The organism is Pseudomonas sp. SWRI68 (assembly GCF_014269165.1).
Classification (GTDB): domain Bacteria; phylum Pseudomonadota; class Gammaproteobacteria; order Pseudomonadales; family Pseudomonadaceae; genus Aquipseudomonas; species Aquipseudomonas capeferrum.
Genome location: NZ_JABWRU010000001.1, coordinates 99,141 through 123,828, shown reverse-complemented (window position 1 = coordinate 123,828; position 24,688 = coordinate 99,141). Strand labels below are relative to the sequence as shown.

General features: G+C 60.2%; 16 protein-coding genes and 1 pseudogene. 5 read left to right on the top strand and 12 right to left on the bottom strand.

Annotated features, from left to right (window positions below):
* Window positions 1-655 precede the first annotated feature (655 nt).
* A complete protein-coding gene (locus HU770_RS00585) occupies window positions 656-2,740 on the bottom strand; it encodes a hypothetical protein (protein WP_186662883.1) in 2,085 nt (694 codons plus the stop codon).
* A 478-nt stretch (window positions 2,741-3,218) separates the two neighbouring features.
* Here HU770_RS00585 and HU770_RS00580 point away from each other — a divergent pair.
* Window positions 3,219-3,413: pseudogene (locus tag HU770_RS00580) on the top strand (EI24 domain-containing protein); the annotation flags it as partial.
* Window positions 3,414-3,590: 177 nt separating this feature from the next.
* Here HU770_RS00580 and HU770_RS00575 read toward each other — a convergent pair.
* Window positions 3,591-4,907, bottom strand: a complete 1,317-nt coding sequence (locus HU770_RS00575; RefSeq protein ID WP_186662882.1) for a PAS domain-containing methyl-accepting chemotaxis protein — start codon at window positions 4,905-4,907, stop codon at window positions 3,591-3,593.
* A 178-nt stretch (window positions 4,908-5,085) separates the two neighbouring features.
* Between HU770_RS00575 and HU770_RS00570 the strand changes: the two genes are divergently transcribed.
* The gene (locus tag HU770_RS00570; protein WP_186662881.1) at window positions 5,086-6,303 is read left to right on the top strand and encodes a glycosyltransferase family 1 protein; all 1,218 of its coding nucleotides are present in this window, start codon (window positions 5,086-5,088) and stop codon (window positions 6,301-6,303) included.
* A 9-nt stretch (window positions 6,304-6,312) separates the two neighbouring features.
* Here HU770_RS00570 and HU770_RS00565 read toward each other — a convergent pair whose 3' ends face one another.
* Together HU770_RS00565 and HU770_RS00560 are read right to left on the bottom strand one after the other, a co-directional pair.
* Window positions 6,313-6,795 (bottom strand): glutathione peroxidase, encoded by a 483-nt coding sequence (locus HU770_RS00565; protein ID WP_186660236.1) that lies wholly within the window; start codon window positions 6,793-6,795, stop codon window positions 6,313-6,315.
* A gap of 145 nt (window positions 6,796-6,940) precedes the next feature.
* Window positions 6,941-7,426: a peptidylprolyl isomerase gene (locus HU770_RS00560; protein ID WP_016501463.1), complete on the bottom strand. Its 486-nt coding sequence runs from the start codon at window positions 7,424-7,426 to the stop codon at window positions 6,941-6,943.
* Between HU770_RS00560 and HU770_RS00555 the strand changes: the two genes are divergently transcribed.
* Window positions 7,425-7,727, top strand: a complete 303-nt coding sequence (locus HU770_RS00555; protein WP_095064021.1) for a DUF3565 domain-containing protein — start codon at window positions 7,425-7,427, stop codon at window positions 7,725-7,727. The two genes, HU770_RS00560 and HU770_RS00555, sit on opposite strands and share 2 nt — an antisense overlap.
* 32 nt (window positions 7,728-7,759) lie before the next feature.
* Window positions 7,760-9,847, top strand: a complete 2,088-nt coding sequence (pta, locus tag HU770_RS00550) for a phosphate acetyltransferase (protein WP_186662880.1) — start codon at window positions 7,760-7,762, stop codon at window positions 9,845-9,847.
* 42 nt (window positions 9,848-9,889) lie between these two features.
* Here pta and HU770_RS00545 read toward each other — a convergent pair whose 3' ends face one another.
* The 8 genes from HU770_RS00545 to HU770_RS00510 form a co-directional block, all read right to left on the bottom strand.
* A complete protein-coding gene (locus tag HU770_RS00545) occupies window positions 9,890-10,609 on the bottom strand; it encodes an OmpA family protein (RefSeq protein ID WP_033701275.1) in 720 nt (239 codons plus the stop codon).
* Window positions 10,610-10,718: 109 nt separating this feature from the next.
* Complete coding sequence (locus HU770_RS00540) at window positions 10,719-11,363, bottom strand: MBL fold metallo-hydrolase (protein WP_186660238.1); 645 nt, start codon at window positions 11,361-11,363, stop codon at window positions 10,719-10,721.
* Window positions 11,364-12,744: 1,381 nt separating this feature from the next.
* A complete protein-coding gene (locus tag HU770_RS00535; protein WP_186662879.1) occupies window positions 12,745-13,437 on the bottom strand; it encodes a HAMP domain-containing sensor histidine kinase in 693 nt (230 codons plus the stop codon).
* Window positions 13,434-15,041 (bottom strand): tetratricopeptide repeat-containing response regulator, encoded by a 1,608-nt coding sequence (locus tag HU770_RS00530; RefSeq protein ID WP_033701281.1) that lies wholly within the window; start codon window positions 15,039-15,041, stop codon window positions 13,434-13,436. The genes HU770_RS00535 and HU770_RS00530 overlap by 4 nt, the downstream gene beginning before the upstream one ends.
* Window positions 15,042-15,213: 172 nt before the next feature.
* Window positions 15,214-17,931, bottom strand: coding sequence for a LuxR C-terminal-related transcriptional regulator (locus HU770_RS00525; protein ID WP_186662878.1), 2,718 nt, complete (start codon window positions 17,929-17,931; stop codon window positions 15,214-15,216).
* Window positions 17,932-18,209: 278 nt separating this feature from the next.
* Window positions 18,210-19,574, bottom strand: coding sequence for a DUF1329 domain-containing protein (locus HU770_RS00520; protein WP_186662877.1), 1,365 nt, complete (start codon window positions 19,572-19,574; stop codon window positions 18,210-18,212).
* A 25-nt stretch (window positions 19,575-19,599) separates the two neighbouring features.
* A complete protein-coding gene (locus HU770_RS00515) occupies window positions 19,600-21,486 on the bottom strand; it encodes a DUF1302 domain-containing protein (protein WP_186660245.1) in 1,887 nt (628 codons plus the stop codon).
* A gap of 333 nt (window positions 21,487-21,819) precedes the next feature.
* The gene (locus tag HU770_RS00510; RefSeq protein ID WP_047582748.1) at window positions 21,820-23,502 is read right to left on the bottom strand and encodes a fatty acid--CoA ligase; all 1,683 of its coding nucleotides are present in this window, start codon (window positions 23,500-23,502) and stop codon (window positions 21,820-21,822) included.
* A gap of 215 nt (window positions 23,503-23,717) precedes the next feature.
* Between HU770_RS00510 and HU770_RS00505 the strand changes: the two genes are divergently transcribed.
* Window positions 23,718-24,683, top strand: a complete 966-nt coding sequence (locus HU770_RS00505) for a 2-hydroxyacid dehydrogenase (RefSeq protein WP_033701288.1) — start codon at window positions 23,718-23,720, stop codon at window positions 24,681-24,683.
* Window positions 24,684-24,688 lie beyond the last annotated feature (5 nt).

Sequence of the window (24,688 nt, the reverse complement as noted above, 5' to 3'; positions counted from 1 at the left end):
CTATGTGCAACTATCCTACGGCATCAGCCCCTAGAGTGAGCACACCATGGAAGACCGGGACGCGGCGATAGCGAACGCCCTTGAAGCGTTGCAAATTAACCAGACTGCGTTGAGGGCAGCGGTGGAAGAGGTAAGTACATGGATCAGGCAGCGGGGGTCAGTCAGTGTCCACGATAATGTAATGGTCACGCTGGAGGCACTTGACCTTCAAGCAAGCAGCATAGCCTCTGCAATAGAACGCCTACGCTCATAGCCGCCTTCGGGGCGGCGTTTCTTTGACTGCCATATTTCAGGGAAATCATGCCAAGTGCCCGTTCAACTAGGCAAAGGCGTTAAGCACCGACCCACACTTAGCCGATTCTGGCCGGTTGCCCAGTGCCCCGCTACATATTTTGCCCCTTAATTAGCTAGTCGCATTGTAAGAGGCGACGACGCTTTTGAAAATCCAGAGACACCAGGATGGCGAGAGCAAGTTGCCTGCTTAAAATTTAGGTAGATTATACATGATCAGTTGCCGAGTGTATTCCACCGCCCACTAGGACGCGAGCCATAGGCTCGCTCGGTCGACTATCAAAGTCTCATACATGCAGTGCAATACGTCACAAAGTAATGAACACACTTGAGCTCGCACTAAATTTCGCTTTTCGATCCCGTGTTACCGACATTCTAACGCATCTATAAATTCAGACTTTGTCGTAAAGCCCTCAACATTATTAAGCGCAGTTAGCAAAGCATTATATATCGCAAGCGTTGCTATGAATAAAGCCTCTTTTACCAATAGCGATGGAGACTCAACATCATCCCTCATAAAATAAGATTTTGATATGCAACCAGAAACCTTTTCTTGATCCACGTCATCAAATCTGACCACGTTTGAAATTCGCTTGGCAATACAGGACGCAGCATGTTCCTGGCTGTGCCTTAGATAAACTTTTTCTGCTGATAAAATTGTATAACGCAAGCGATCTGTATCGCTCGCCATCGTACAACCTTTGCTATACAGAATCATAGCTGATCGCACAGCCCTCTGAAACTCATTAAGCGAATAAGCATCCAAAAGTTGGCCTGCTTTCGCAACCCCCTTAGCGAGCAATTCGTTTACACCCCTACTAGATAACTGCCAGTAAGAAATAAACTTATCCCCACCGCCTTCATAGTTCATAAAGCCTGCAGCGGAAATAGCAATAATTTTTTTAACAGGGACAAACTCGTTCCCACATAACGCCAAGGGAGATCGAGCATCTGCATTTGGCGACCTTGGAGAAAAGAAACGGATCAAGTCTACGCAGTCTTTAGCTAAGACATACGAAGCCTTATGAATAAATGATGGGTGCACTTTCATTTGCACTTTGACCGCAGCAAGCCCCTGGTACTTACTACGTAGATCACCGATTAACTTATCGAACCCCACCTGCTGCCCCTCTGCGATGGGACGTAGATCGGACTCAACCTTATCAAACACCTCACCACTTACCGGCGCAATCACCACTTCGCCAAACTCAAATGGCTCTTCGACTTCCAGTTGGGCTATCGGGTAAAAAACCTCGTACTCGACCACTTCTTCTTCAGCACGCTTGTACAAATAATCATAGAAGGACTCAACTACCTCAGAGCGCCAGCTGTACCTGCTCCACGAGATGAATGCTTCTAGTACAAACTCATGATCAAATCGTGACCTTACCCAATGATCATTCGCAATCTCATCATGCAACTCTTGAACAAGAGACAGTTCAACTTCGCGAAGTCCGTAGCTTTTACCAGTCTCATGCACAAATAGCACTACAGCCTGATCACTTACATCATGGCCCCGGATCACTGCATTTTTTAAATAGTCGTCATCCAATAAAGTCAAGCTAGGCCGCTGACTTTTGAAGTCTCTTTCAGAATCACCTTTCGAAGGCATTTCAAACTCAGTTATCTTTTCTAAAAGCGACTCTGCAAGACCATCTACAACTTGTTGAATCCTAGGCTTCTCTTCCGTACCGCTTTCATCAGAGCCTACACTTAACGTACTAGTCTCTCCTGGAGAGGACGGGAGCTGATTTATTAATTGCAGCCTCTGCAATTCGAGGAGGTCTTCAGAATGATGAGATACCAACCTATCTTCCAACCACAGGGTAAACGCATTAATCTCTTCAAGATATTGCTTAGTAAACTCTTGAATCTGGATGAACTCACTAGCGTTCCGTAGATAGCTTTTCGATAATGATTTCCATCCATCCCAGTTCAATAGTTCGGCGGTCCGAATCCTTACTCCGGCCTTGAAAACAAACCCGTCATCTGTATTTGTGCCTTCAAGATACATTTCCGAATTGGGAAGCCCTTTGTGCACTATGTAATTCCTCATATCCTGCACGAACTTACACACAGGAGATGCAGCAACAGTTGACTTTATTCTCTCAAGTATCTCATCATGAACTTTCTCACCGCCGTACAGCTCTGCTAGCATTACTCGCGTATGATCAACGAGTGTCATCGCCGACGCCACAAAGTTATGTAGATACCTTTTTAGCTCTCTATGCGCCTGACTCCCTGCGTCCTTGTTATTTACGTACATCAAGGAAAGCCCAATTTCTTCATCATGCAACTTCTCAGCCGCCATTAGCAGCTCAGTACCATTCATGCGCAGAATATTGGTGGAAAAAGTTCGCAACTGCTGCTCATTTATAAACCGCATACCTCTAGATTCATGAATAGCTCTTATATTTTCTGGCCAAGACGACCGATCTTCATTACTCATGCTTCCCCCCACTGTAATTTAATATCAAACCAAGCAAGCATTCAAATTAAGAATCGCACACCAACATGAGCAGCACACCGCAAAAATTACTTATAATGATAGACCGCCGCACATCACTTTCCTGATGAGTCATCTCATTAATATTAACTCGCATGAGACCTTCCGGCACAATTGATAGCAATCACCTGCATTCCACCGATTCCGAAACTCTCTTGACTGCCCCATAGTCATCCATGCGAGCCATGATTAATCCTATAGGCTGCTGTGCGATGGCTCCGACCGGAAGCCCTGGTCCATCGTGCCTAATGTATGCCCCATGACAGCCTGAGCGTGTGTGCAGGAGGCGCTGAAATAACGCCTTATAGCATCCCCTAGGACCTTCTCAAAGCATCCACCTAGCTGATACATTTCCCGCTCAACCCATTGGGAAAGGGCCTTGATTTACGTGGTTTGCAGACGATGTACTAGGCTTTTGCTGTACATCGACTACCCGGCGGACAACAACAAGATGAGCTGGCAGGACATGCTCGCCTGGCTGCGCAGCAAGCGCTGGCAGTCGCTGGGCTTTGGCGGCATCACCTACCTGGCGCTGATGGTGCCGGTGGTGAACGTGCTGATGATGCCAGCTGCGGTGGCCGGTGCTACGTTGTTCTGGGTACGCGAGCGTAACTGAGCCTGGCACGCGCTGGTGTAGGAGCGGCCTTGCGTCGCGAAAGGGTCGCGTAGCGGCCCCAGGTTCTGTGGCGCAGCAAAAATCGCCGGGGCCGCTTTGCGACCCTTTCGCGACGCAAGGCCGCTCCTACAACAACAACAACAACAACAACAACAACAACAACAACAACAACAACAATCACTGAGCCAGTCGGCTGGAAAACTGCCCCACCACGTCCACCACCCGCTTCGCCCCGTCCTGAATCTCGACGATCACGTTGCCGGTCTCATCGGCAAGCGCCAGCCCCTGCTCGGCCTGGCGCTTGCTGGTGTCGATGATCGCCACCGCAGCCTGGGCCAATTGCTCGTTCTGCTGCACGACCCGGGCAATCTCTTCGGTGGCAGTGCTGGTACGCGAGGCCAGCTGGCGTACTTCGTCGGCGACCACGGCAAACCCCCGCCCCTGCTCCCCCGCACGGGCTGCCTCGATGGCGGCGTTGAGCGCCAGCAGGTTGGTCTGCCCGGCAATGTCGCTGATGGTCTTGATGATTGAGCCGATCACCCGCGACTGAGTGTCCAGCGCCTGGATACCCTCGGCCGCTTCCTGCATCGACGCCTCCAGCCCACGCATGACGCTTACGGTTTGCGTGACCACCTCGGTGGCCTTGCGCGCGCTGGTGTCCGTGCCCAACGAGGTGTTGAAGGCGATGTCCGCCGCCTCGGCAACTGCCTGCTCCTGGTTGACCTGGTCGGTGATCACGGTGGCAAATTTGACCACTTTGTACAGCACGTCATGGGCATCAAAGATCGGGTTGTAGGACGCCTCCAGCCACACTACCCGGCCATGGGCATCGATGCGCTTGAAGCGCTCAGCGATGTACTCGCCCCGGCGCAGCTTGTCCCAGAACGCCTGATAGCCTGCCGAACTGGCTTCTGCAGGCTCACAGAAGATGCGGTGATGCTTGCCGCAGATCTGCTCGAGACGGTAGCCGACCGCGCTCAGAAAGCGTTCGTTGGCAGTCAGGATGGTGCCATCGAGGCCAAATTCGATCACGGCGGTCGAGCGCATCAATGCCTTGATCAGGCTTTCGTGCTCGCGTGAGGTTTCGATGGTGCGGGTAAGGTCGCTCGAGTGCAGGGTGAAATACTTGAGGCGCCCTTCGCTGTTCTTGACCGGCTGCAGGATGGAGCGCAGCCAGGCTTCCTGGCCATTGCCACGCAGCAGGCGGAACGCCCCGTTGAGGTGCTCGCCACGGCTGATGGCACTTTTCATGCGCTGATAGAAATCCAGCGTCTTCACATGGGGCGGGACAATGTCTTCGAGTTTGCGTCCAAGCAGTTGGTCGGCACGGTAGAGCATCTCGCTCTCGAAGTTGCCGTTGACCATCTCGATCCGTCCTTGGGGGTCGAGCTGGAGCACCAGCATCTCGCTGTCGAGGCTGCTCTTGACCTGTTCGACCGACAGCAGGTCTTCACGCAGTTGCTGGATTTCTTGCTTGAGCTTGTTGTTGAACATTCCCGCTCTCCTGGAGCGCAGCACGTAATCGAATGCATCTTCATCGGCTGGTGGTGGCAGGTTCTTGAGCACCCTGCAGACAAATATTCACACCGTTGAAACAACCGGCGATCAGGCGTCACCTGCACGTCACAAGGCCGTCACATGCGCGCAATGCTGCAGGAGGACACTTTTTGTCATGAATACACCCGCCCTGCGTATCACCCTCGTCAGCGAAACCTTCCCACCGGAGATCAACGGTGTCGCCAATACCCTTGGCCGCCTCAGCGAAGGGTTGCGCCAACGCGGGCATGACATCGAGATCGTGCGCCCACGCCAAGCCGGCGAAGCGCCTGTGCAAAACGACCCGCAACTGATGCTGTGCCGCGGCTGGGGCTTGCCCGGCTACCCCGGCCTGCAATGGGGCGAAGTGTCCATGCACAAGCTGCTGCGGCGCTGGCGCAGACAACGCCCGGATGTGCTGTACATCGCTACCGAAGGGCCATTGGGGCTGAGTGCGCTGCGCGCGGCACGGCGCCTGGGGGTGCCGGTGGTCAGCGGTTTCCATACCAACTTCCCGCAGTACTCCGGCCAATATGGCTTGGGTTTGCTGGCACGCCTGCTCACCCACTACCTGCGCTGGTTTCATCGCCGCACGGCCATCACCCTGGTGCCCAGCGTCAGCCAGCGCCTGGAGCTTGAACGCCGTGGCTTCGAGCGCCTGGAACTGCTGGCTCGCGGCGTCGATGCCTGCCTGTTCAACCCGGCCCGGCGCAGCCAGGTGCTGCGTGAAAGCTGGGGGCTTGGCCCGGACGATATCGCCGTGCTGCATGTCGGGCGCTTGGCGGCAGAAAAGAACCTGGGGCTGCTGCGCCCGTGCCTGGACGCGCTGAAGCAGACTTATCCACAGAAGCGCCTGCGCCTGATCGTGGTCGGCGACGGCCCACAGCGCGCCGCCCTTGAACAACAAGTGGCTGATGCCGTGTTCTGTGGCGCCCAGCGCGGTGAGGCACTGGCCGAGCACTATGCCAGCGGTGACCTGTTCCTGTTCCCAAGCCTGACCGAAACCTTTGGCAACGTGGTACTCGAAGGCATGGCTTCGGGGCTGGCGGTGGTGGCCTACGATGAGGCGGCGGCCGCGCAACATCTTCGTCATGGGCACAGTGGCGCGCTGGCCATGCCCGGGGACCAGGCGGCCTTTATCGATGCCGCCTGCTGGTTGCTGGAAGAGGAAGAAACCCTGCGCCGAGTACGCCTGAATGCCCGTCAACACGCCAGCCGCCAAGGCTGGCCAGCAATTGTCGAGCAGTACGAGGCCTATCTGTATGGTGCCTGCAAACAACGCGCAGGCGCGGCGCAACAGGCCCCGGGCACTGCGCTGGCGATCAAGCCAGGTTCGACAGCCCCGCGCGGCTGAGGAAAAACCTTAGCCCAGGGCCTTCTCGATGGCCTGAACCACGGCAGGGTCATCCGGCGCAGTGCGCGGCGAGAAGCGCGCCAGCACGCGGCCGTCCTTGCCTACCAGAAACTTTTCGAAGTTCCAGCTGATGTCACCGGGGAATTCAGCCCCCTCCCCTGCCAGCAGGCGATACAGCGAGTGGCGTTGTGGCCCATTGACCTCCAGCTTGGCGCCCAAGGGGAAGCTGACACCGTAGTTGAGGCTGCAGAATTCCTGGATTTCCTTCTCGCTGCCAGGCTCCTGGCCGGCAAACTGGTTGCAGGGCAGCCCCAGCACGCTGAAACCCTTGCCCTTGAACTGCTGTTGCAGCTTTTCCAGCGAAGCGTATTGCGGCGTCAGGCCACACTTGGAGGCAACGTTGACCACCAGCACCACTTGGCCCTTGAACGGTGCGAGGGGCAGATCCCCGCCGTTCAGTGCCTCCAACTTCAGGTCGTGAAATGCACTCATGATGTAATCCCCTCTCAGGTTCCCGATGGCCGCGTGGGCGAAATCCGCCCAATAAAAAAGCGCTCGTCCAAGCCGTCCACCTCCCGTTGGGAAGGCAAATGGCTTGCCCGAGCGCCTGGCGACTCTCTGAGCTTAGCGCAGAAAATCAGTGGTGATGGCCACCTTCACCGTGGATGTGACGGTGAGCGATTTCTTCTTCGCTGGCGTCACGCACGTCGACAACCTTGACCTGGAAGGTCAGGCGCTGGCCGGCCAGCGGGTGGTTGCCGTCAACGGTAACGTCGTCGCCGTCGAGGTCGCGAATGGTGACGATCTGCATCTGGCCATCCGGCGCCGAGGCGTGGAACTGCATGCCGACTTCCAGCTCGTCGACGCCTTCGAACAGGCTGCGGTTCAGGGTGCTGACCAGCTCGGCCAGGTATTCACCGTACGCGTCTTCCGGCTCGATGGAGACATTCAGCTCGTCACCGGCCTGTTTGCCTTCCAGGGCTTTTTCCAGGCCCGGGATGATGTTGCCGGCACCGTGCAGGTAAACCAGCGGCGCGCCACCGGCGGAGCTGTCGATGGTCTCCCCGGCGTCGTTGGTCAGGGTATAGTCGATGGAGACAGCCTTGTTGGCGGCGATCAGCATGGGGCAAGACCTTTTGCAAAAGTATGTAGAGCGGACAAGTGTAACCAAGCCATCGCCCGATTGCGAACGCGCCTCGGCCGAGGAACAGCCCATCAGTCGGATCACTGGCTTCCATCAGGACGAAGAAGGCCACTGGGTGGTCGAGCTGTCGTGCGGCCACACCCAGCACCTTCGCCACCAACCGCCCTGGCAAGCACGCCCGTGGGTGCTCGATGCCGCTCAGCGCCAGCAGCGCATCGGCCAGGCTTTCGCCTGTGGCTGGTGTGCACAGGCGGCCGATAGCGCTACCCTTGGCCGTTGATTCCTTGCACCGCTTTATTTCGAGAAGCACGCATGCAAACATTTTTCATTGCGCCGACCGACTTTGGTGTCGGCCTGACTTCAATCAGCCTGGGCCTGGTTCGCACCCTTGAACGCGCAGGCCTGAAGGTCGGTTTTTTCAAGCCCATCGCCCAGCCGCACCCCGGCGATACCGGCCCCGAGCGCTCCACCGAACTGATCGCACGGACCCACGGCATCAAGCCGCCCAAGCCGTTGAGCCTGGCGCACGTCGAGCGCATGCTCGGCGATGGCCAACTTGACGAACTGCTCGAAGAAATCATCCGCCTCTATCAGCAAGCCTGCGTGGGTAATGACGTGGTAGTGGTCGAGGGCATGGTGCCGACCCGCCACGCCAGCTACGCGGCGCGGGTCAACCTGCACCTGGCCAAGAGCCTGGATGCCGAGGTGATTCTGGTGTCGGCGCCGGAAAACGAGGTCCTCAGCGAGTTGTCCGGCCGGGTCGAGCTGCAGGCCCAGCTGTTCGGCGGCCCACGCGACCCGAAAGTGCTCGGGGTGGTCCTCAACAAGGTGCGCACCGAAGAAAGCATGGCGGACTTCGCCACGCGCCTGCGCGAGCACTCGCCGTTGCTGCGCGGCAACGACTTCCGCCTGCTGGGCTGCATCCCTTACCAGCCCGAGCTGAACGCCCCGCGCACCCGCGATGTGGCCGACCTGCTTGGCGCCCAGGTGCTCAACGCCGGGGACTACGAGCAGCGGCGCATGAGCAAGATCATCATCTGCGCACGCACCGTGGCCAACACCGTGCCATTGCTCACACCTGGCACCCTGGTGGTGACCCCGGGTGACCGTGACGACATCATTCTGGCCGTGAGCCTGGCGGCGATCAATGGCGTGCCCCTGGCCGGCCTGCTGCTGACCAGCGACAGCAAGCCCGATGCGCGCATCCTTGGCTTGTGCCGCGGCGCCCTGCAAGCCGGCCTGCCGATTCTTTCGGTGAGTACCGGTTCGTACGACACGGCCAACCAGCTCAATTCACTGAACCGCGAGATCCCCGTGGATGACCGCGAGCGTGCCGAGTTCATCACCGATTTCGTCGCCAGCCACCTCGACGCGGCCTGGCTGCATCAGCGCTGTGGCACACCACGTGAGGTGCGTCTGTCGCCTGCGGTGTTCCGCTATCAGTTGATTCAACGCGCACAACAGGCCAACAAGCGCATCGTCCTGCCCGAGGGCGCCGAGCCGCTGTTGGTGCAGGCGGCGGCGATCTGCCAGGCCCGTGGCATCGCGCGTTGCGTACTGCTGGCCAAGCCCGAGGCCGTCGAAGCCGTTGCCCGCGCCCAGGGCATTACCCTGCCGCCAGACCTGGAAATACTCGACCCGGAGCTGATTCGCGGGCGCTATGTCGAACCGATGGTCGAGCTGCGCAAAAGCAAGAACCTCAATGCGCCCATGGCCGAGCAGCAGCTGGAAGACCCGGTGGTGATCGCCACCATGATGCTGGCCCTGGATGAGGTCGACGGCCTGGTCTCGGGCCTGGTGCACTCCACCGCCAACACCATCCGCCCGGCCCTGCAGCTGATCAAGACGGCGCCAGGTGCCAGCCTGGTGTCTTCGGTGTTCTTCATGCTGTTCCCCGAGCAGGTGCTAGTGTACGGCGACTGCGTGATGAACCCGCACCCCAGTGCCGCAGAACTTGCAGAAATTGCCCGGCAGAGCGCCGAATCGGCACAGGCCTTCGGCATCGCGCCGCGTGTGGCGATGATCAGTTATTCAAGTGATTCGGCGAGCGATGAAGAAGTCGAGAAGGTGCGCGAAGCGACACGCCTGGCACAAAGCGCGGAGCATGATCTGCTGATCGATGGGCCGTTGCAGTATGACGCTGCGGCCAACCCGGCCATCGCCCGGGAACTGGCACCAAACAGCCCGGTTGCCGGGCGAGCCACGGTGTTCGTCTTCCCCGACCTCAATACCGGCAATACCACGCACAAAGCGGTGCAGCGCAGTGCCGATGGGGTCAGCCTGGGGCCGATGCTGCAGGGGTTGCGCAAGCCGGTGAACGATTTGCCGCGCGGGGCTCAGGTGGACGATATCGTGCATACCATCGCCCTGACGGCGATTCAGGCCAGCGTCGTGCGCTGAAGCCTTGGGGCTGCTTGGCAGCCCCAAGGCGACCCTCATGACTTACGGATACTGCTGAACCTGCCCTTGCTGGTCATACTGCTGACCTGGGATCGGCTTCAGGTTGACCTCCACGCGACGGTTCTGTGCCCGGCCGTTGGCGTCGCCGTTGCTGGCGATCGGCTGGTCCGGGCCCATGCCACGTACCGAAATGCGCGAAGCATCCACACCCTGCGACGTCAGGTAGGTGCTGACCGCCTGCGCGCGGCGCTGGGACAGGTCCATGTTGTGCTGACGGCTGCCGGTGCTGTCGGTGAAGCCGACCACTTCGATGGTGTTCTGGTTGAACTGCTTGAACGAGCCGGCCAGGTTGTTCAGCGGCGAGTAGAAGCTTGGCGCGATGTTGGCCGAGTCGGTGGCGAAGGTGATGTTGCCTGGCATGATCAGCTTGATCTGGTCGCCCTGGCGCTGCACCTCGACGCCGGTATTGGCCATTTGTGCGCGCAGTGCGGCTTCCTGTTTGTCGGCGTAGTAGCCGTAACCGGCTGCTGCGGCACCCACTGCGGCGGCGCCGATCAGCGCACCTTTACCCCGGTTGTTGTGGTCGATGGCGGCACCGGCGACAGCGCCGGCCAACGCGCCCAAGCCGCCGTACTTGGCGGTCTTGCTCATCCCCGTGGAGCCCTGCGCCTGACCCTGGTTGTCGTACGGGTTCTGGCTTGCGCAGCCAGTCATCAGGGCTGCAGCGGTTGCGACGATAATCAGACGACGCATGGTGAACATGGACAAGCTCCTACTGAAATTCATAAATGCGGCAGACCGCGAATGGATCTATGCCAGCCTTGGATTGCCAAGCGGCAAAAAAATTCCATGAACACGTTTTCACGCAGGTTCATGCCCGCACGAACGGGTTCTCGCGCATCTCGTCACCCAGGCGGGTGTCTGGCCCGTGGCCTGTGACCACGATGGCCGTTTCATCCAGCCGGTACAACCGCTCCTTGATCGAACGAACGATAGCCCGCTGATCACCGCCCCACAAATCGGTGCGGCCAATACCGCGACGGAACAGGGTATCGCCGGCAATCAACAGCTTGGCATCGGCGAACCAGAAGCTCATCGAGCCGGGCGTGTGCCCCGGGGTATGCAAGGCCACGCCACAACCACAGGCCAGTTCCTCGTCATCGCTCAGCCAGCGGTCTGGGGCAGGCACCGGGGTGTAAGGTACGCCGAACACCTGGCACTGCATCTCCAGGTTGTCCCACAGCGACTGGTCGTCCTTGTGCAGGTGCAATGTCGCGCCAGTCAGTTCCTTCAACTTGCCCGAGGCGAGGAAGTGATCGAAATGCGCGTGGGTGTGGATGATACTTACCAAGGTCAGGCCATGGGCTTGCAGGCGGGCGAGGATCTTCTCCGGGTCACCGCCTGGGTCGACGACGATGGCCTTTTTGCTCAGCGGGTCGCCGATCAGGGTGCAATTGCACTGCAGGGGGCCTACGGGGAAGGTTTCGCGGATGAGGGTGGGGGGAGCGTGGTTCATTCAACGTCTCGGTAGTAAAACAGGGGGATCTACGCAGTTCCTGGAATGAGAAAACCACCGAAGCATCATCAATCCGCTGAAAATCGGAATGCGAAAACTCACCTTCGGTAAACGAAAAACCGGCACTTTGGCCGGTTTTTACACAGAAGACCTGAGACAGTCAGGTACAGGAGCTGGTGCGGCTTGGTGATGGCATTTTGATCTTCAGGATGAAGCGCCTGCGAGAGGGCCAACCGGCTCAAGCTCTGCCCCCTTCCCTTTAGCGACTTGTAGGAAACGCATTTGGTTTTCGGAAATTCGACCTGCGAGGCGTCTAGCCTCAGCCTCAAATTTCGCCACCAATAGCTTTTCCTGCCTCTTTGCGGATCGCATGATTACCTCCAAAGCCTGATCGGGCATAGCACGGATACTATTAGGGATCTATCTGGATCACAAGCCGACCATCAGACGTGTTTGTGAATCCAAGCGCTTCATATAGTGGCCTTGCCCCAGCGAGAGGGTCTTGCACCTCGATCTCCCGACAACCCAACATTCGGGCGTAATAATCAACGGCCAACAGTGCCAGAGAGGCGACCTGCCCCTTCAGCGGATGAGACCTACAAGGGTTGCTCTCCAACAATATGACCTTTATGCACAGGCGGCTTCTTCGGGGGCTTGCTTAACAGAGACCGCAGAGCTCAGTACCGTACCAGATAGAAAGATCGAAACCCTTCGTGTCTTTATCTTTCCAGGCAGAAACCTCCTCCCAAGGGAACAGGGCGACACCCTCTGACCACTCAAGGGAAGCAGTAATGGCTTCATACGTTATGGGCTCCATTCGGACACTGGTAGTCGCGATAGAGTTGCTCAAAAACTCTGGTTGACGGTGCAGGAACTCATTGACAAGGGCTCTGGCCTGGGATCGAAAGACTTGGTAACGAAGATTAATATTTCGCTGCCTCATGGAAGTCCCTTCCACCGAATGGACTCCATAACCATTCAGAACTCAAGCCCGACTGATCCCATTCGCTCCCAAATCAGTAGTTCTGCCGATTGCGGCGAATTCAAGTCACATTGACTGATGAGCGAAGCCAGGTCGTACGGACCCATCTTGACGCTATTCATATTGCTCACTGCCCGCCCCTCACCTTCAAGCCGGTCTGGAAGATCAGGCAGAGTCCATGAGTGGAGCTTGGATTGCTGAACAGGGTTGCTCATGATTCATTCACTGGCAGTCATTTGGAATCGGATATCTACCAGCTCGAACCCTAATGAAAAAGGGCTAAAAATCCCTCTTAGCTGTCTTCGGATCCTTCCCACAGTACATCGGGAAACCTTTCCTCCAAGTCGACCGGAAAGGTTACGCTTTATGACAATAGAGGCACTTTTTCAGCCTTTCACCTCAAGGCAAATACAACCTGAACAACCCGCCCCCAAGCGCCCCGCCATTTGAAATCTCGATGCGCCCCTTCACCCCATCGCTCTCATGCAGCGCCGCGATCCGCGCAGCGAAGTACAGGCCCAGGCCAGTACTGCCACTGTGTGAATCGATCCCCTGAATGAACTCTTCCTGGCGTTCGAGCATGCGCTGTGGATAACCCGGGCCGTCATCGTTGACGCAGATCACCAGTTGGTTGGCCTCTTCCTCGATGCTGATCAACAAGGCATGCCCGGCAAAACGGGTGGCGTTGGTGATCACGTTGGCGATCACCGACGCCACCAGTTCGCGGTCGAAAAAGCCCAACGGGTTGTCGGTGTCGATACGCCAGGTGGCGAGGATGTCGTTGTGCTTGAGTACTTCCTGATGGGCAGCCAACTGGGCTTCGATGAAGTCGTCCAGCTCGTGGTAGTCCGGGCAGACCGGCAGCTGGTTGACACCCAGTTTGTACAGCCCCAACAGCTGCACCAGCATACCGTTGAGGTGGCGGAACTCGTGCTCCATCACCCCTTGCTCGGTGCCAGTGCGCAACTCTTCGGGCAAGCGCGCCAGCCACTGGTCATGGGACTGGATCAGCGCTGACAGGGAGTTTTTGAGGTCGTGCACGGTGGAGGCGATCACCGTGGAAAAATCCAGCCCCTGATTGTCTTGATTCATGCGCCGAACACTCGGATGTGCAGTTTGCCATAGCGGTCATAGCGGTTGTCGCTGGCCGGGATGCCGGCAACGCTGGTCAAGGCGTTGCGGCATTCCTGCATGATCGCAGGCTGTGGGTCATCCCCCCCGATGCGCAGCAGCGCCTGGGCGGTGTTGAGGGCGATGCTGATGTTCTTCGGTTGCAAGGCCAAGGCCTTGCGGAACAACTGCAGCGCTTCGTCGAGCTGACCTCCCTGGTAACTACGCACTCCCTGGCGGTTGAGGGTTACGGCTTCGGTGATCGCATTGAGTACGGCCGGATCATCCGTCAGCTTGGCTACCTTCTGCATGACCTTGGGGTCATCGCCATAGCTTTCCACACAGCTTTTGAGCACCCCAATCGCGGCCGCTTCCTGCCCTGACGCCTGCAGTTGGGCAGCCACTGTCAGCGCAGCATCGACCGAGAAGAACTGTTCCATCTTGTCCAGACGCTGCATGGCCTGCTCGGTGAGCTTGGCGGCCGTCTCGGCGTCACCGGCCTGCTGCAGGCTCGCGGCTTTCATCATCCGGGCGCGCACCTGCAAGCCTTGATCCTCGGGGTTTTCCTTGGCCACTTCACTGAGCACGGTGTTGATCTCGACGCGGGTCCGGGCGTCCAGGCCAAAGCCTGCGTTCTTGCTCATCAAGGCCTGCACCAGGCCAAGGTTGTTCTCGGCATCCTTGTAGCGCGAACTCTGCCCCTGGTTCACTGCATGGCGGAACGCCTTCGAGGAGGTTTCAAAGTCCTCGTTGCCCAGCGCCAGCTTGCCCAGCGTGGCCTGCCGACGTACCGACAGCGGCGACAGCCGCACTGCTTCTTCCAGCATGTTCTGCGCGCGCTTGTTCTCGCCCTGCGCCACCAGCACTTCGGCCATGCCGTCGTACAGGCCCGGCATGATCGGGAAGGCCTTCAGTGCCTGCTCGTACACGCCCTGAGCCTGGGCATTCTGGCCACGCTTGTGCATCAGGCTGCCCAGCGCCGAGTACACCCACGGCTGCGGGCGGCTGGCGAGAATGGCCTTGAGGAACTTTTCCAGCTCGTCAAAGCGATTGAGGTTGCGCAGGGCATCGGCCCGGTAGCGCAGGCACAAAGGGGCGAAGCGCGGGTCCTTCTTGCACAGCTCGGCGCAGGCCGCCAGGACTTCGGCCGGGCGACCGCGGTCCAGGGCCTGGAGGATCGGCTTGAGCAAGGTCTTGCGCTGGAACAGCTTCTCGACGCGCTGGGCCAGGCCTACCCGGTTGAACGGCTTGGTCAGGTAGGCATCGGGCTCATGCTCGATGGCACTGAGGACGATGGCCTGGCTGCTCTCGGCCGTCACCATGATGAACACGCACTCATGGCTGATGTGCTTGTCGAGGATCAGGTCTTCGAGCACCTGCTGGCCGTTCTTCTTGCCGTCGCCCAGGTGGAAGTCCTGCAGGATGAAGTCATAACGTTTCTGCGCGCACATGCGCAGGGCCTGCTCGCCGCTGTCGGCAGTGTCCACGTCGCGCACACCCAGCTCGCGCAACATGGAACGTGTCGACGTACGAAAGTCGGTGAAGTCGTCGACGATCAGAAAGCTCTTTTGCCCGTACTGCAGCATCAACACGACCTGTATTGGGATGATTGAAAAATCGCGCAAGGCGATGCATACCACCGAATGCTGTATCGGCAACCGGTCGGGAAAGATGAGGGTTGAGCATGCAGCGCGCTAAACAATTGCGCGCAGTGGCCTCAAGCCATTACTTTAGCGAGCAAACCCCGCGAGGGCTACCTCAGGCCAGCAAGCCCAGCGATTTGGCCTTGGCCACCGCTTGCGTCCGGCGCTCGACGCCCAGCTTGCTGTTGATGTGGCTGGCATGGGTCTTGACGGTATGCAGCGAGATAAACAGCCGCTCGCTGATCTGCTGGTTGGAACACCCCTGCGCGATCAGTTCAAGCACAGCCCGCTCCCGACCACTCAACGCCTCGCCGCTGCCGCTGCTGACCACAGGTAATGGCGGCAGGCGCTTGAGCAGTTCGGCCTGCACCGCGCAACCGGGGTGCGCTGCAAGCTGCTCGTGCAGCCACTGTGGGTGTTTTTCGAGCAACGTTTGGAAGGGGTGCAGCACGCCGCCCTGCGCGGCTTCGAGCGCCTTGGGCAGCAGCCCGGCAGCTTGCGCTTCACGGCCCTCCCCTAGCAGCAGGGCAAGCCACTGGCACAGTGCACTGACGGCCAGCAGCATGCCGCCACTGGCCAAACCCCGTTCGACCAGCCCCGACAGGCGCTGAATAGATTCATCTGTGCGCAGCTGGATACGCGCCAGCAACGCCTGCTGCAGTTCGATATGCAGTGGCAGCAACGGGTGAAACTCCGGGGCCGCTGCGGGCTGCTCGCCGCCGTAGGTCTGCCCCAGCCGCAGCAACCACGACTCGGCAAGGTCGGTACGCCCTTGCGCCAGCCACAGCTCGCATTTGACCAGGGTAATCATGGCCAGGTAGTAGATCGGCGGAACATCCCAGATGTGCATCAGCCGCTCCGCCTCGGCCAGCTCGGCGAACGCTTCGGCGAAGTGGCCCTCGCGGCCATCGAGCGTCGCAATCACACAGTGGCCGATCAGCACGCTGATGTCCCGGCAGGCCCGCGCTTCACCCAGCCCCGCACGCAGGCGCGCACGGCCTTGGGCGGCTTGCAGGCGCGAAACCAGCAGGTAGCCCTCGTACAGGGTCAGCCGCGCCCGCACCGCATACAAGCGCTGCCCCGACAGCCCCTGCAGGCGCTGCAAGCCTTGGCGCACTTCGTCCAGGGCCCGCAACACTTCACCACGGGCATGCAGCACCCGCGCCCGATCATAGTGCGCCAGGGCCTCGAACAGCGGGTTGCCGACACGCTGGGCCAGCTCCAGAGCTTCGCGGTTCCAGCCCCGCGCATGCCAGAAGTCGGCATCGGCAATGGCCAGGTTGGACAGTGTCGACAGGCACACCAGGCGCTGGCCATAACGCTTGCACGGCAGGCTTTGCAGCGCTTCACCGCAATAAGCCAAGGTGCGCTCGCGATCACCCCGCCCGCGCGCGATGACGCCGCTCAGCGCCAGCCACTGGGCCAGCATCGACTTCTGCGCGGTCGCCGACGGTGCAGGCAGAAAACGGCTGAGGTAACCGGCCAGTTCTTCGGCCGCATCCAGCTGGCAAGCCAACCCCAACGCCCAGCTATACAGCACGATCAGCCGCGGCGTGCTGATCAGCAAGCTTTCTGGGAGGTCCATCTTCCAGCGCAGCAGCATGCCGACGTTCTGCTCGGCCAGCAGCTGCTCCTCGGAAAGGCTCTGCACCAGGTCGGCAGCCACATCGAGGTGGCCGGCACGCAGCGCCTGTTCAACCGCCTCGTCCAGCAAGCCTTGCCCCTCGAACCAGCGGCAGGCACGCAAGTGCAGGCCCGCCAGCGGTTCGCTGGCCTGGCGGCTACGCAGCAGGTCAGAGAACAGGTGGTGGTAACGAAACCAGTGACCGTGCTCGTCCAGCGGCACCAGAAACACCTGGTGAGCCTGCAGGAAGCGCAGGATCGCGGTACTGTCCTCGCGGCGACGCAGGGCATCGCAGAGCGGCGCACAGAAGCGCTCCTGGCACGCCGTTTCGTAGAGAAAGGCCTGTACGTCCGCCGGCAGGATCTCGATGACTTCTTCCAGCAAGTAATCGCGTATCAGCCCTTCGCCGCCATGCAAGGCGTGGGGCAAGGCATGCTCATCGCCTGATTCGCTGGCCGCAAGCTGCCAGAAGCGTAGCCCGGCCACCCAGCCGTCACTGCGCTGGATCAGGTTGTCCAGTGCCTGGCCACGCAGGCCGGTGGGTTGGCGGCCGATTACCGCCAACGACTCGTCAGGCGTCAGGCGCAGCTCCTGCTCGTTGAGTTCGACCAGTTGCCGGGACAGACGCAAGCGCGCCAGGTGCCAATCCGGACGCTGGCGGCTGGTGATCAACAGCACCAGGCCATTGGGCAAGTGATTGAGGAAAAACTGCAGGCAACTGTCGAGTACCGGCCCTTGCGCCAGGTGATAGTCATCCAGCACCAGTAGCAGGGGCGTATCGGCTTGCAGGTACTGCGCCAGCTCGTCGAGCAGGCCGTCGAGCCACTCCTCGAAGGCGAATGGCTGGTGACGCTGGCGCATTTTCAGCAGGCCCATGGCCTGGCCACCCAAGGCGGGGCAGTACTGCTGCAGGCCTTCGAGCAGCCGCTCAAGAAAACGCCCGGGGTCGGCATCGCGCTGGCTCAGGCCAAGCCAGAGGCTTCGCCAGTGCTCGGGCAGTGCTTCGCAGAACTCGATGGCCAACGAGCTTTTACCAAAGCCCGCCGGCGCGTTGACCAGCAGCAACCGCCCGTTCAGGCCTGCCTGCAGGCGCTGGCACAGACGTGCACGCGGCACGTGGCCGTCCGGCAGCGGTGGCCGAAAGAAACGCCCGCCCAGCAGGCCGAGGGCCTGGCTGGCGAATCCATGCGTACGGGACAGATCTGTCATGGCCGGCTCGTTCTGATGGGAAGACAACGGCGATACGGATGCTTGCGAGACTAGCGGGTAACGCAGCGCATTTGAAGATGATGGGCGCAATTGCGCTGTAAAAGACTACGACAAAAAGCAACAACCCTGATGGACGAGCACTAGGCCGGGGCTTTGGCGGAACATTCACCGGCCTTATCGCGGCCCTGCAGGTGGCCGCGAATTGCGCAGTGGCTGAACAGAAACGCCCCGGCAAGCCGGGGCGTTCTGGGGATCACACGGAGTTGCAGGTTATCAGCTCAACGAATACCCGACTGACGCAGGGCCGCTGGCTGGAAGTCGGCTTTGCTGGCACTGAAGCCAAAGTCGTAAGCGCGCTTCTCTTCGTTCTTCATGCCCAGCGCCAGGTAACGACCCGACTGCAGGTCGTAAATGGTTTCCAGGGTGTACCAAGGTACTTCTTTGTTGTAATACGGCTGTGAATGGGCTTCGGAAACGCGCCACAGCTGGCCACGACCGTCGTACTGATCGATCACTGCAGCCTGCCAGGTGTCCTCATCGATGTAGAAGTCACGCTTGGCGTAGACGTGCCGCTGACTCGGTTTGAGCGTTGCAACCACGTGCCAGACGCGGCGCAGCTCGTAACGGGACAGGTCCTGGTTGATGTGCCCGGCCTTGATGATGTCGACGTACTTCAGCTTGGGGTCATCCAGCTTGAAGGCGTTGGAGGCGATGTACAGTTCCTTCTTGCCTTCCAGCTTCCAGTCGTAGCGGTCTGGCGCACCGTTGAACATGTCCAGGTTGTCCGAGGTACGCAGGCCGTCGGCAGCAGTACCCGGGCCGTCGTACGACACTTGCGGTGCCTTGCGTACGCGACGCTGGCCGGCGTTGTAGATCCAGGTATTGCGCGGTTCTTTCACCTGGTCGAGGGTTTCGTGCACCAGCAGCACGGTACCGGCCAGGCGTGCGGGCGCGGTCACTTCCTGCTTGAAGTAGAAGAGGATGTTACCCGGGTTGTTCGGGTCGTAATCCTTCATCTTGTCGCGGAAGACGAACTGGTCCGAGAAGTTCACAGCGACGAACGAGCCGTTCTGCTGCGGCGTGGCCTGGATCACCAGACGACTGACACTGCCCCCACGGTAGCGGGTAATGTGGTTCCAGATCACTTCCAGGCCGCTTTTCGGGATCGGGAACGGCACCGCCGTGTCGAAGTTGTTCAAGCCGTTGCCGCCTTCCACCAGCGTGGTCTGGGTGGCGTTTTTCTTGATGGCGGCGAACACGTCGGCAGGTACCGTGGAGCCGCGATGGGTCTTGAATACCGGGATCCTGAAGCTGTCCGGGTAGCGTTTGAACATGGCCAGTTGGCCCGGAGAAAGCTTGTCCTTGTACTGATCGGCGTTCTGCGCAGTGATGGTGAACAACGGCTTTTCACTGCCATACGGGTCGGCCAGGAAGCCCTTGCCGTCGACGCTACCCGCCGTCTTCGACAGCGGCTCCCACGGGCCGATCGAGCCATCGGCGTTGCCGGCCTTTTCGGCGCCCATCGGGGTCAGGGTACTGCCCAACTTGGCCGCCTCGTCGGCGGATACCGCAGCCATGACGCTGGTCGCCAGCAGGGACAGGCCCAGTACACCGGCTTGCAGCACACTTCTGGTCTTGTTCATGTTGTGTCGTCCTGAATCAGTATTCTTAGAAGTTCACGCCGAAGCTGAGGGCGACGAAGTCGCGGTCATCCACGGTGCTGTACTTGCCGTCGAAGAAGTTGGTGTACGACAGGCTCGCCGTATAGGTGTTCTGGTACTCGGCGTCCAGGCCCAGGCTGACGGCCTTGCGGCCTTCCTCGAAGTTGGCACCAGGGCCAGGCGAGTAGCCGGAAACGTCATGCGACCAGGCCACGCTGGGCTTGAGGTTAACCCCGGCGAAGACGTCGTTGTAGTCCCAGATGACCCGGGCGCGGTAGCCCCAGGAGGTGCTGGTGGTGTAGCCGTCGTTCTCGCATTTGCGATTCAGGTTGGTGGTGGATGCCCCAGCACCTGCGCCAGCGATGGTGCTGCCATTGAGCGCCTGGCAGGTGTCCGCACCGCCGGTAGCAGGCAGCGGGCCAGGCCCGAAGACCGGGTCACGGCCGTAGCGGGTCTCGCGTGCGTTTTCCAGGCCGCCAACGTGGGTAACCCCAACTTCGCCCACCACAGTCATGCGGCTGGCGCCCATTACCTGGTCGAAGAAGTGCGTCAGCGTAGTCTGGAACTGGGTGATTTCCTTGCGACGGTAGCCGTGCAGGTCTTGGCCGGGGGTACCGGAGAGCAGCGAAGCGTTGGTCAGTGCGCCACCAATCGGACGCACGCCCGAGAACAGGATGTCGGTGGTATTCAGTTGCACGGGGGCATTGGGGCGATAGCTGACTTCACCACTCCACGCCGTACCCGTAGGCAGCGTAGTGGAGAAGCTCAGGCCGTACAGGCGGATGTCCTCGGGGTACTCGACGAAGTACTCGGAGTTACCGGCCACAATCAGCGGTGCCAGCGCTCGCAACTGTGCAGGCAGCGCGCTCAGGCCGGCGAACACCGACGGTGGGGCGCCAGTGGCACTGAAGATCGGCGCGCGGCTGTGGTAGTTCATGAAGTAGGCACCGAACTCGGTGTCCAGCGGGTCGAACATGTAGCGCAGAGCCACGCCGAACTGGCCGCTGTCACGGGCATCACGGTCGGCGCCGCGGCGCACCATCACCCCTTCTTCGTTGATGTTCACGCCCTGAGTGGCGAGGAACTGCTGGGCTGCGCCCGGCACCGTGCGGCTGCTGTTGAGCACGCGCAGGTTGTCGGTACAGCCGTCGGCGATGATATCTGGCTGGGAGAAGAACGTGCCGCAGTTGTCGACGACGGTCTGGTCCCATTCGATCTGATAGAAGGCCTCGGCCGACAGGTTATCGGTCAAGCTCTGGGAGATGTAGAACATGTTGACCGGGATCAGGCCTTCCTTGATCTCGGCCCCCGGGCGGCGGAACGCGGACACGTCGATCGGGTTGATCGAGTTGATGCCGCCGCCGATGAAGGTACTCTCACCCCAGCTGACAACCTGCTTGCCCAGGCGCACCGAGCCTGGCATGTCGCCAATCGAATAGTTGTGATAGACGAACGCATCGAGCAGTTCGGCACCGGAAGACTTGGCGCCTTCCTTGCGGTTGGAGTCGCTGATGTCCTTGAACTCGCGGCTTTCGTCCTTCAGCTCGAAGTCGTACCAGTACTTGCCACGCACGAACACGCCGGTGTCACCGTACTTGAGTTCGAGGTCATGGATGCCCTTGAAGATCTTGGAGAACGTTTCACCCTTCTTGAAGTTCAGGTGGCCATCGTCGGAGGTCTGCGACAGGCCTTTGCCGCCGTTGTTCACCCCGATCAGGTTCTTGTTGGGGTTGGCCGTCGACCAACTGGCGCCGATGGAGAGCGACGAGTCGAACTGGCCTTCGATTTCACCAATGTTGAAACTGACAGCGAAAGCAGGACTTGCGAGCGTGGAAGCAAGGCTGACGGCCAGGGGCAACTTGGCCCGGCGCCAGAACAGGTTTGCAGATTTCATCGACGCTACTCCATGTACTTTTTTGTTATGGCAGTGAGTCCTTTCAGAAACGGCCCGTGGGACCGGTATGCAGGCTTGCGCCTGCGGCAACACGGCTTGCGCGTGTCGCCCTCCCCCATTCCTGAAAATCCCCTGGCCTCGACTATAGCCAGCAAGGCACAGGCGCTTGATCCCTCTAAAGTGTGATTTGCGCTCCGTGCCGCCAACTCGCACCGACGTTTTTCTTCGTGACGCGCTGGCAGTGCTGAAGCATGGCGCATTTTGGCTGTTTGGCAAGGCGCCGGGCTCTCTAGCATGCGGGTCGTGTTCTGACGTACACGACCCGCACGGTGCTCACAGAGTCGACAGGAACGCGCTGTTACTGGCCTGCCACTGGACGATGTCCTGGCGGATGCGTTTCTTGTCGAGTTTGCCGACACTGGTCTTGGGAATTTCAGTAACAACGGCGATCTGGCTTGGAATTGCCCACTTGTTGATGTGCCCCTCTTCGACAAAAGGCTTGAGGTGGTCCTTGAGCGACTTGGCGTCAATGGCCTGCCCGTCGCGCACCACCAGCAGGGCAAAGGGTCGCTCGCCCCACTGCGGGTCGGCGACACCCACCACCGCCACTTCGCGCACCGCCGGGTGACGGCTGATCAGGTCTTCGAGGTCAAGCGAAGATACCCACTCGCCGCCGGTCTTGATCACATCCTTGATGCGATCGCGGATATCGATGTAACCCATGCCGTCGAGGGTCGCGACGTCACCGGTGTGCAGCCAGCCGCCCTGCCACAGCTCTTGGCTCTTTTCCGGCTCCTTGAAGTAGCCCATGGTCAGCCACGGGGCTCGCAGCACCAGTTCGCCCTGGGTCTCGCCATCGGCCGGGAGGAAATTACCCTCGCCGTCGACGATCGCCGCTTCCACCAGGGGCACCGGCACGCCGGCCTTGATCCGGTAGGTGATGCGCTCATCCTCGCTGCCGGCCTGCAGTTCGTCGTTCAGGTGCGCGGCCGAAATCAACGGGCAGGTCTCGGACATGCCGTACGCCGCCGTCAGCTGGATACCGCGCGCCAGTGCAGCCTGGTACAACGACCGGTTAAGCGAACTGCCGCCGATGATGATCTTCCAGCCACCGAAGTCCTCGCCCTGGGCGCTGGGGCAATTGAGCAGCATCTGCAGGATGGTCGGCACGCAATGGGAGAAGGTGACTTTCTCTTCACGCCACAGCTTGACCAGCATGTCCGGCTCGTAGCGCCCCGGGTACACCTGCTTCATGCCAAGCATGGTGGCGGCGTAAGGGATGCCCCAGGCATGCACGTGGAACATCGGGGTGATGGGCATGTACACATCGTTGCTGCCCAGCAGGCGCACGCTGTCGATGCTGCCGGTCACCGAGGCTTCAGCCAGGGTGTGCAGCACCAGTTGCCGATGGGTGAAGTACACCCCCTTGGGGTTGCCGGTGGTACCTGTGGTGTAGAAGGTGGTGGCCACCGAGTTCTCGTCGAAATCCGGGAAGTCGTAGCGTGGGCTGGCGGCGGCGAGCAACTGTTCGTACTCGCCGACCAGGTTGGGCAGCTCGGCGGTCTTGTCAGGGCCATCGGTCAGCAGCACGGTCTTGTCGACCGTCGTCAACTGACCGGCGATGGCCTGGTAGAGCCCGACGAAGTCACTGTTGACCAGCACCACCCGGTCTTCGGCGTGGTTCATGGTGTAGAGGATCTGTTCCGGTGACAGGCGCACGTTGATGGTGTGCACCACCGCGCCGATCATCGGGATGGCGAACATGCATTCCAGGTAGCGATGGCTGTCCCAGTCCATCACCGCCACCGTGTCACCGGCCTTGACCCCGGCTTCGGTCAGGACATTGGCCAGGCGAGCGATACGCTCGTTGAGCTGTGGATAAGTCAGGCGCAACTGATCGCGATAAACGATCTCGCGGGTTTTCTCGTAACGGCTGCCGGACATCAGCAGGCGTTTGATCAGCAGCGGGTAGGCGTAGGCGCCTTCGGCGGGTTTGATGATGCGGGTCTGCAACATGGGTATCCCTTTTCTGAAAAGCGGGCCGGACAAGTCTGGATCTACTGTAGTAGCTCAATGTGACGGTCAAATCAGCCGAAGGAATGATTTGGGCCGTTGAGGTATGAGTGGCAGGCGTTGACGCGCGGTAACCGCGGGCTAGACACTGCGGCTAACCCCTTCGGGCTTTGCACCGAAACCCATGCCCATTGCCCGCCCCGCCACCGGAGAACCCCATGCCCAGCCCGCGTCGCGCCGTGTTCCTCGATCACCAGTCCCTGGACCTGGGTGACCTTGACCTGTCGCCCTTGCAATCGCAGTTCGAGGCGTTCGAGCTGTTTGCCGCCACCCGCCCGGAGCAGGTCGCCGAACGCCTGCAGGGCGCCGTCGCGGTGATCAGCAACAAGGTCATGCTCGATGCCGCAGCCCTAGCGGCCAACCCGCAGCTCAAGCTGATCCTGGTGGCCGCCACCGGCACCAACAATGTCGACCTGGCAGCGGCCCGCGCCCAAGGCATCACGGTGTGCAACTGCCAGGGTTATGGCACGCCGTCGGTGGCCCAGCACACCCTCGCCCTGCTGCTGGCCCTGGCCACGCGCCTGTGCGACTACAACCAGGCGGTGGCTGACGGCCAATGGGCCAAGGCCAACCAGTTCTGCCTGCTGGACTTCCCCATCGTCGAGCTGGAGGGCAAGACCCTTGGCCTGCTCGGCCATGGCGAGCTGGGCGGCGCGGTGGCACGCCTGGCGGAAGCCTTTGGCATGCGCGTGTTGAGCGGGCAGATCCCCGGCCGCCCGGAGCGCGCCGACCGCATGCCGCTGCAAGACCTGCTGCCGCAAGTCGACGCGCTGACCCTGCACTGCCCACTGAACGAGCATACCCGGCATATGATCGGGGCCGACGAGCTGGCCCTGCTCAAGCCCGGTGCCCTGGTGGTCAACACCGCCCGGGGCGGACTGATCGACGAGCAGGCACTGGCCGACGCCCTGCGCCAGGGCCACCTCGGTGGCGCCGCCACCGACGTGCTCAGCGTCGAGCCGCCGGTCAATGGCAACCCGCTGCTGGCAGGCGATATCCCCCGGCTGATCATCACCCCGCACAGTGCCTGGGGTGCAGTGGAGTCGCGCCAGCGCATCGTCGGCCAGCTCAGCGAGAATGCCCAGGCCTACTTCGCCGGTCAGCCACGCCGCGTGGTCAGCTGAGCGCA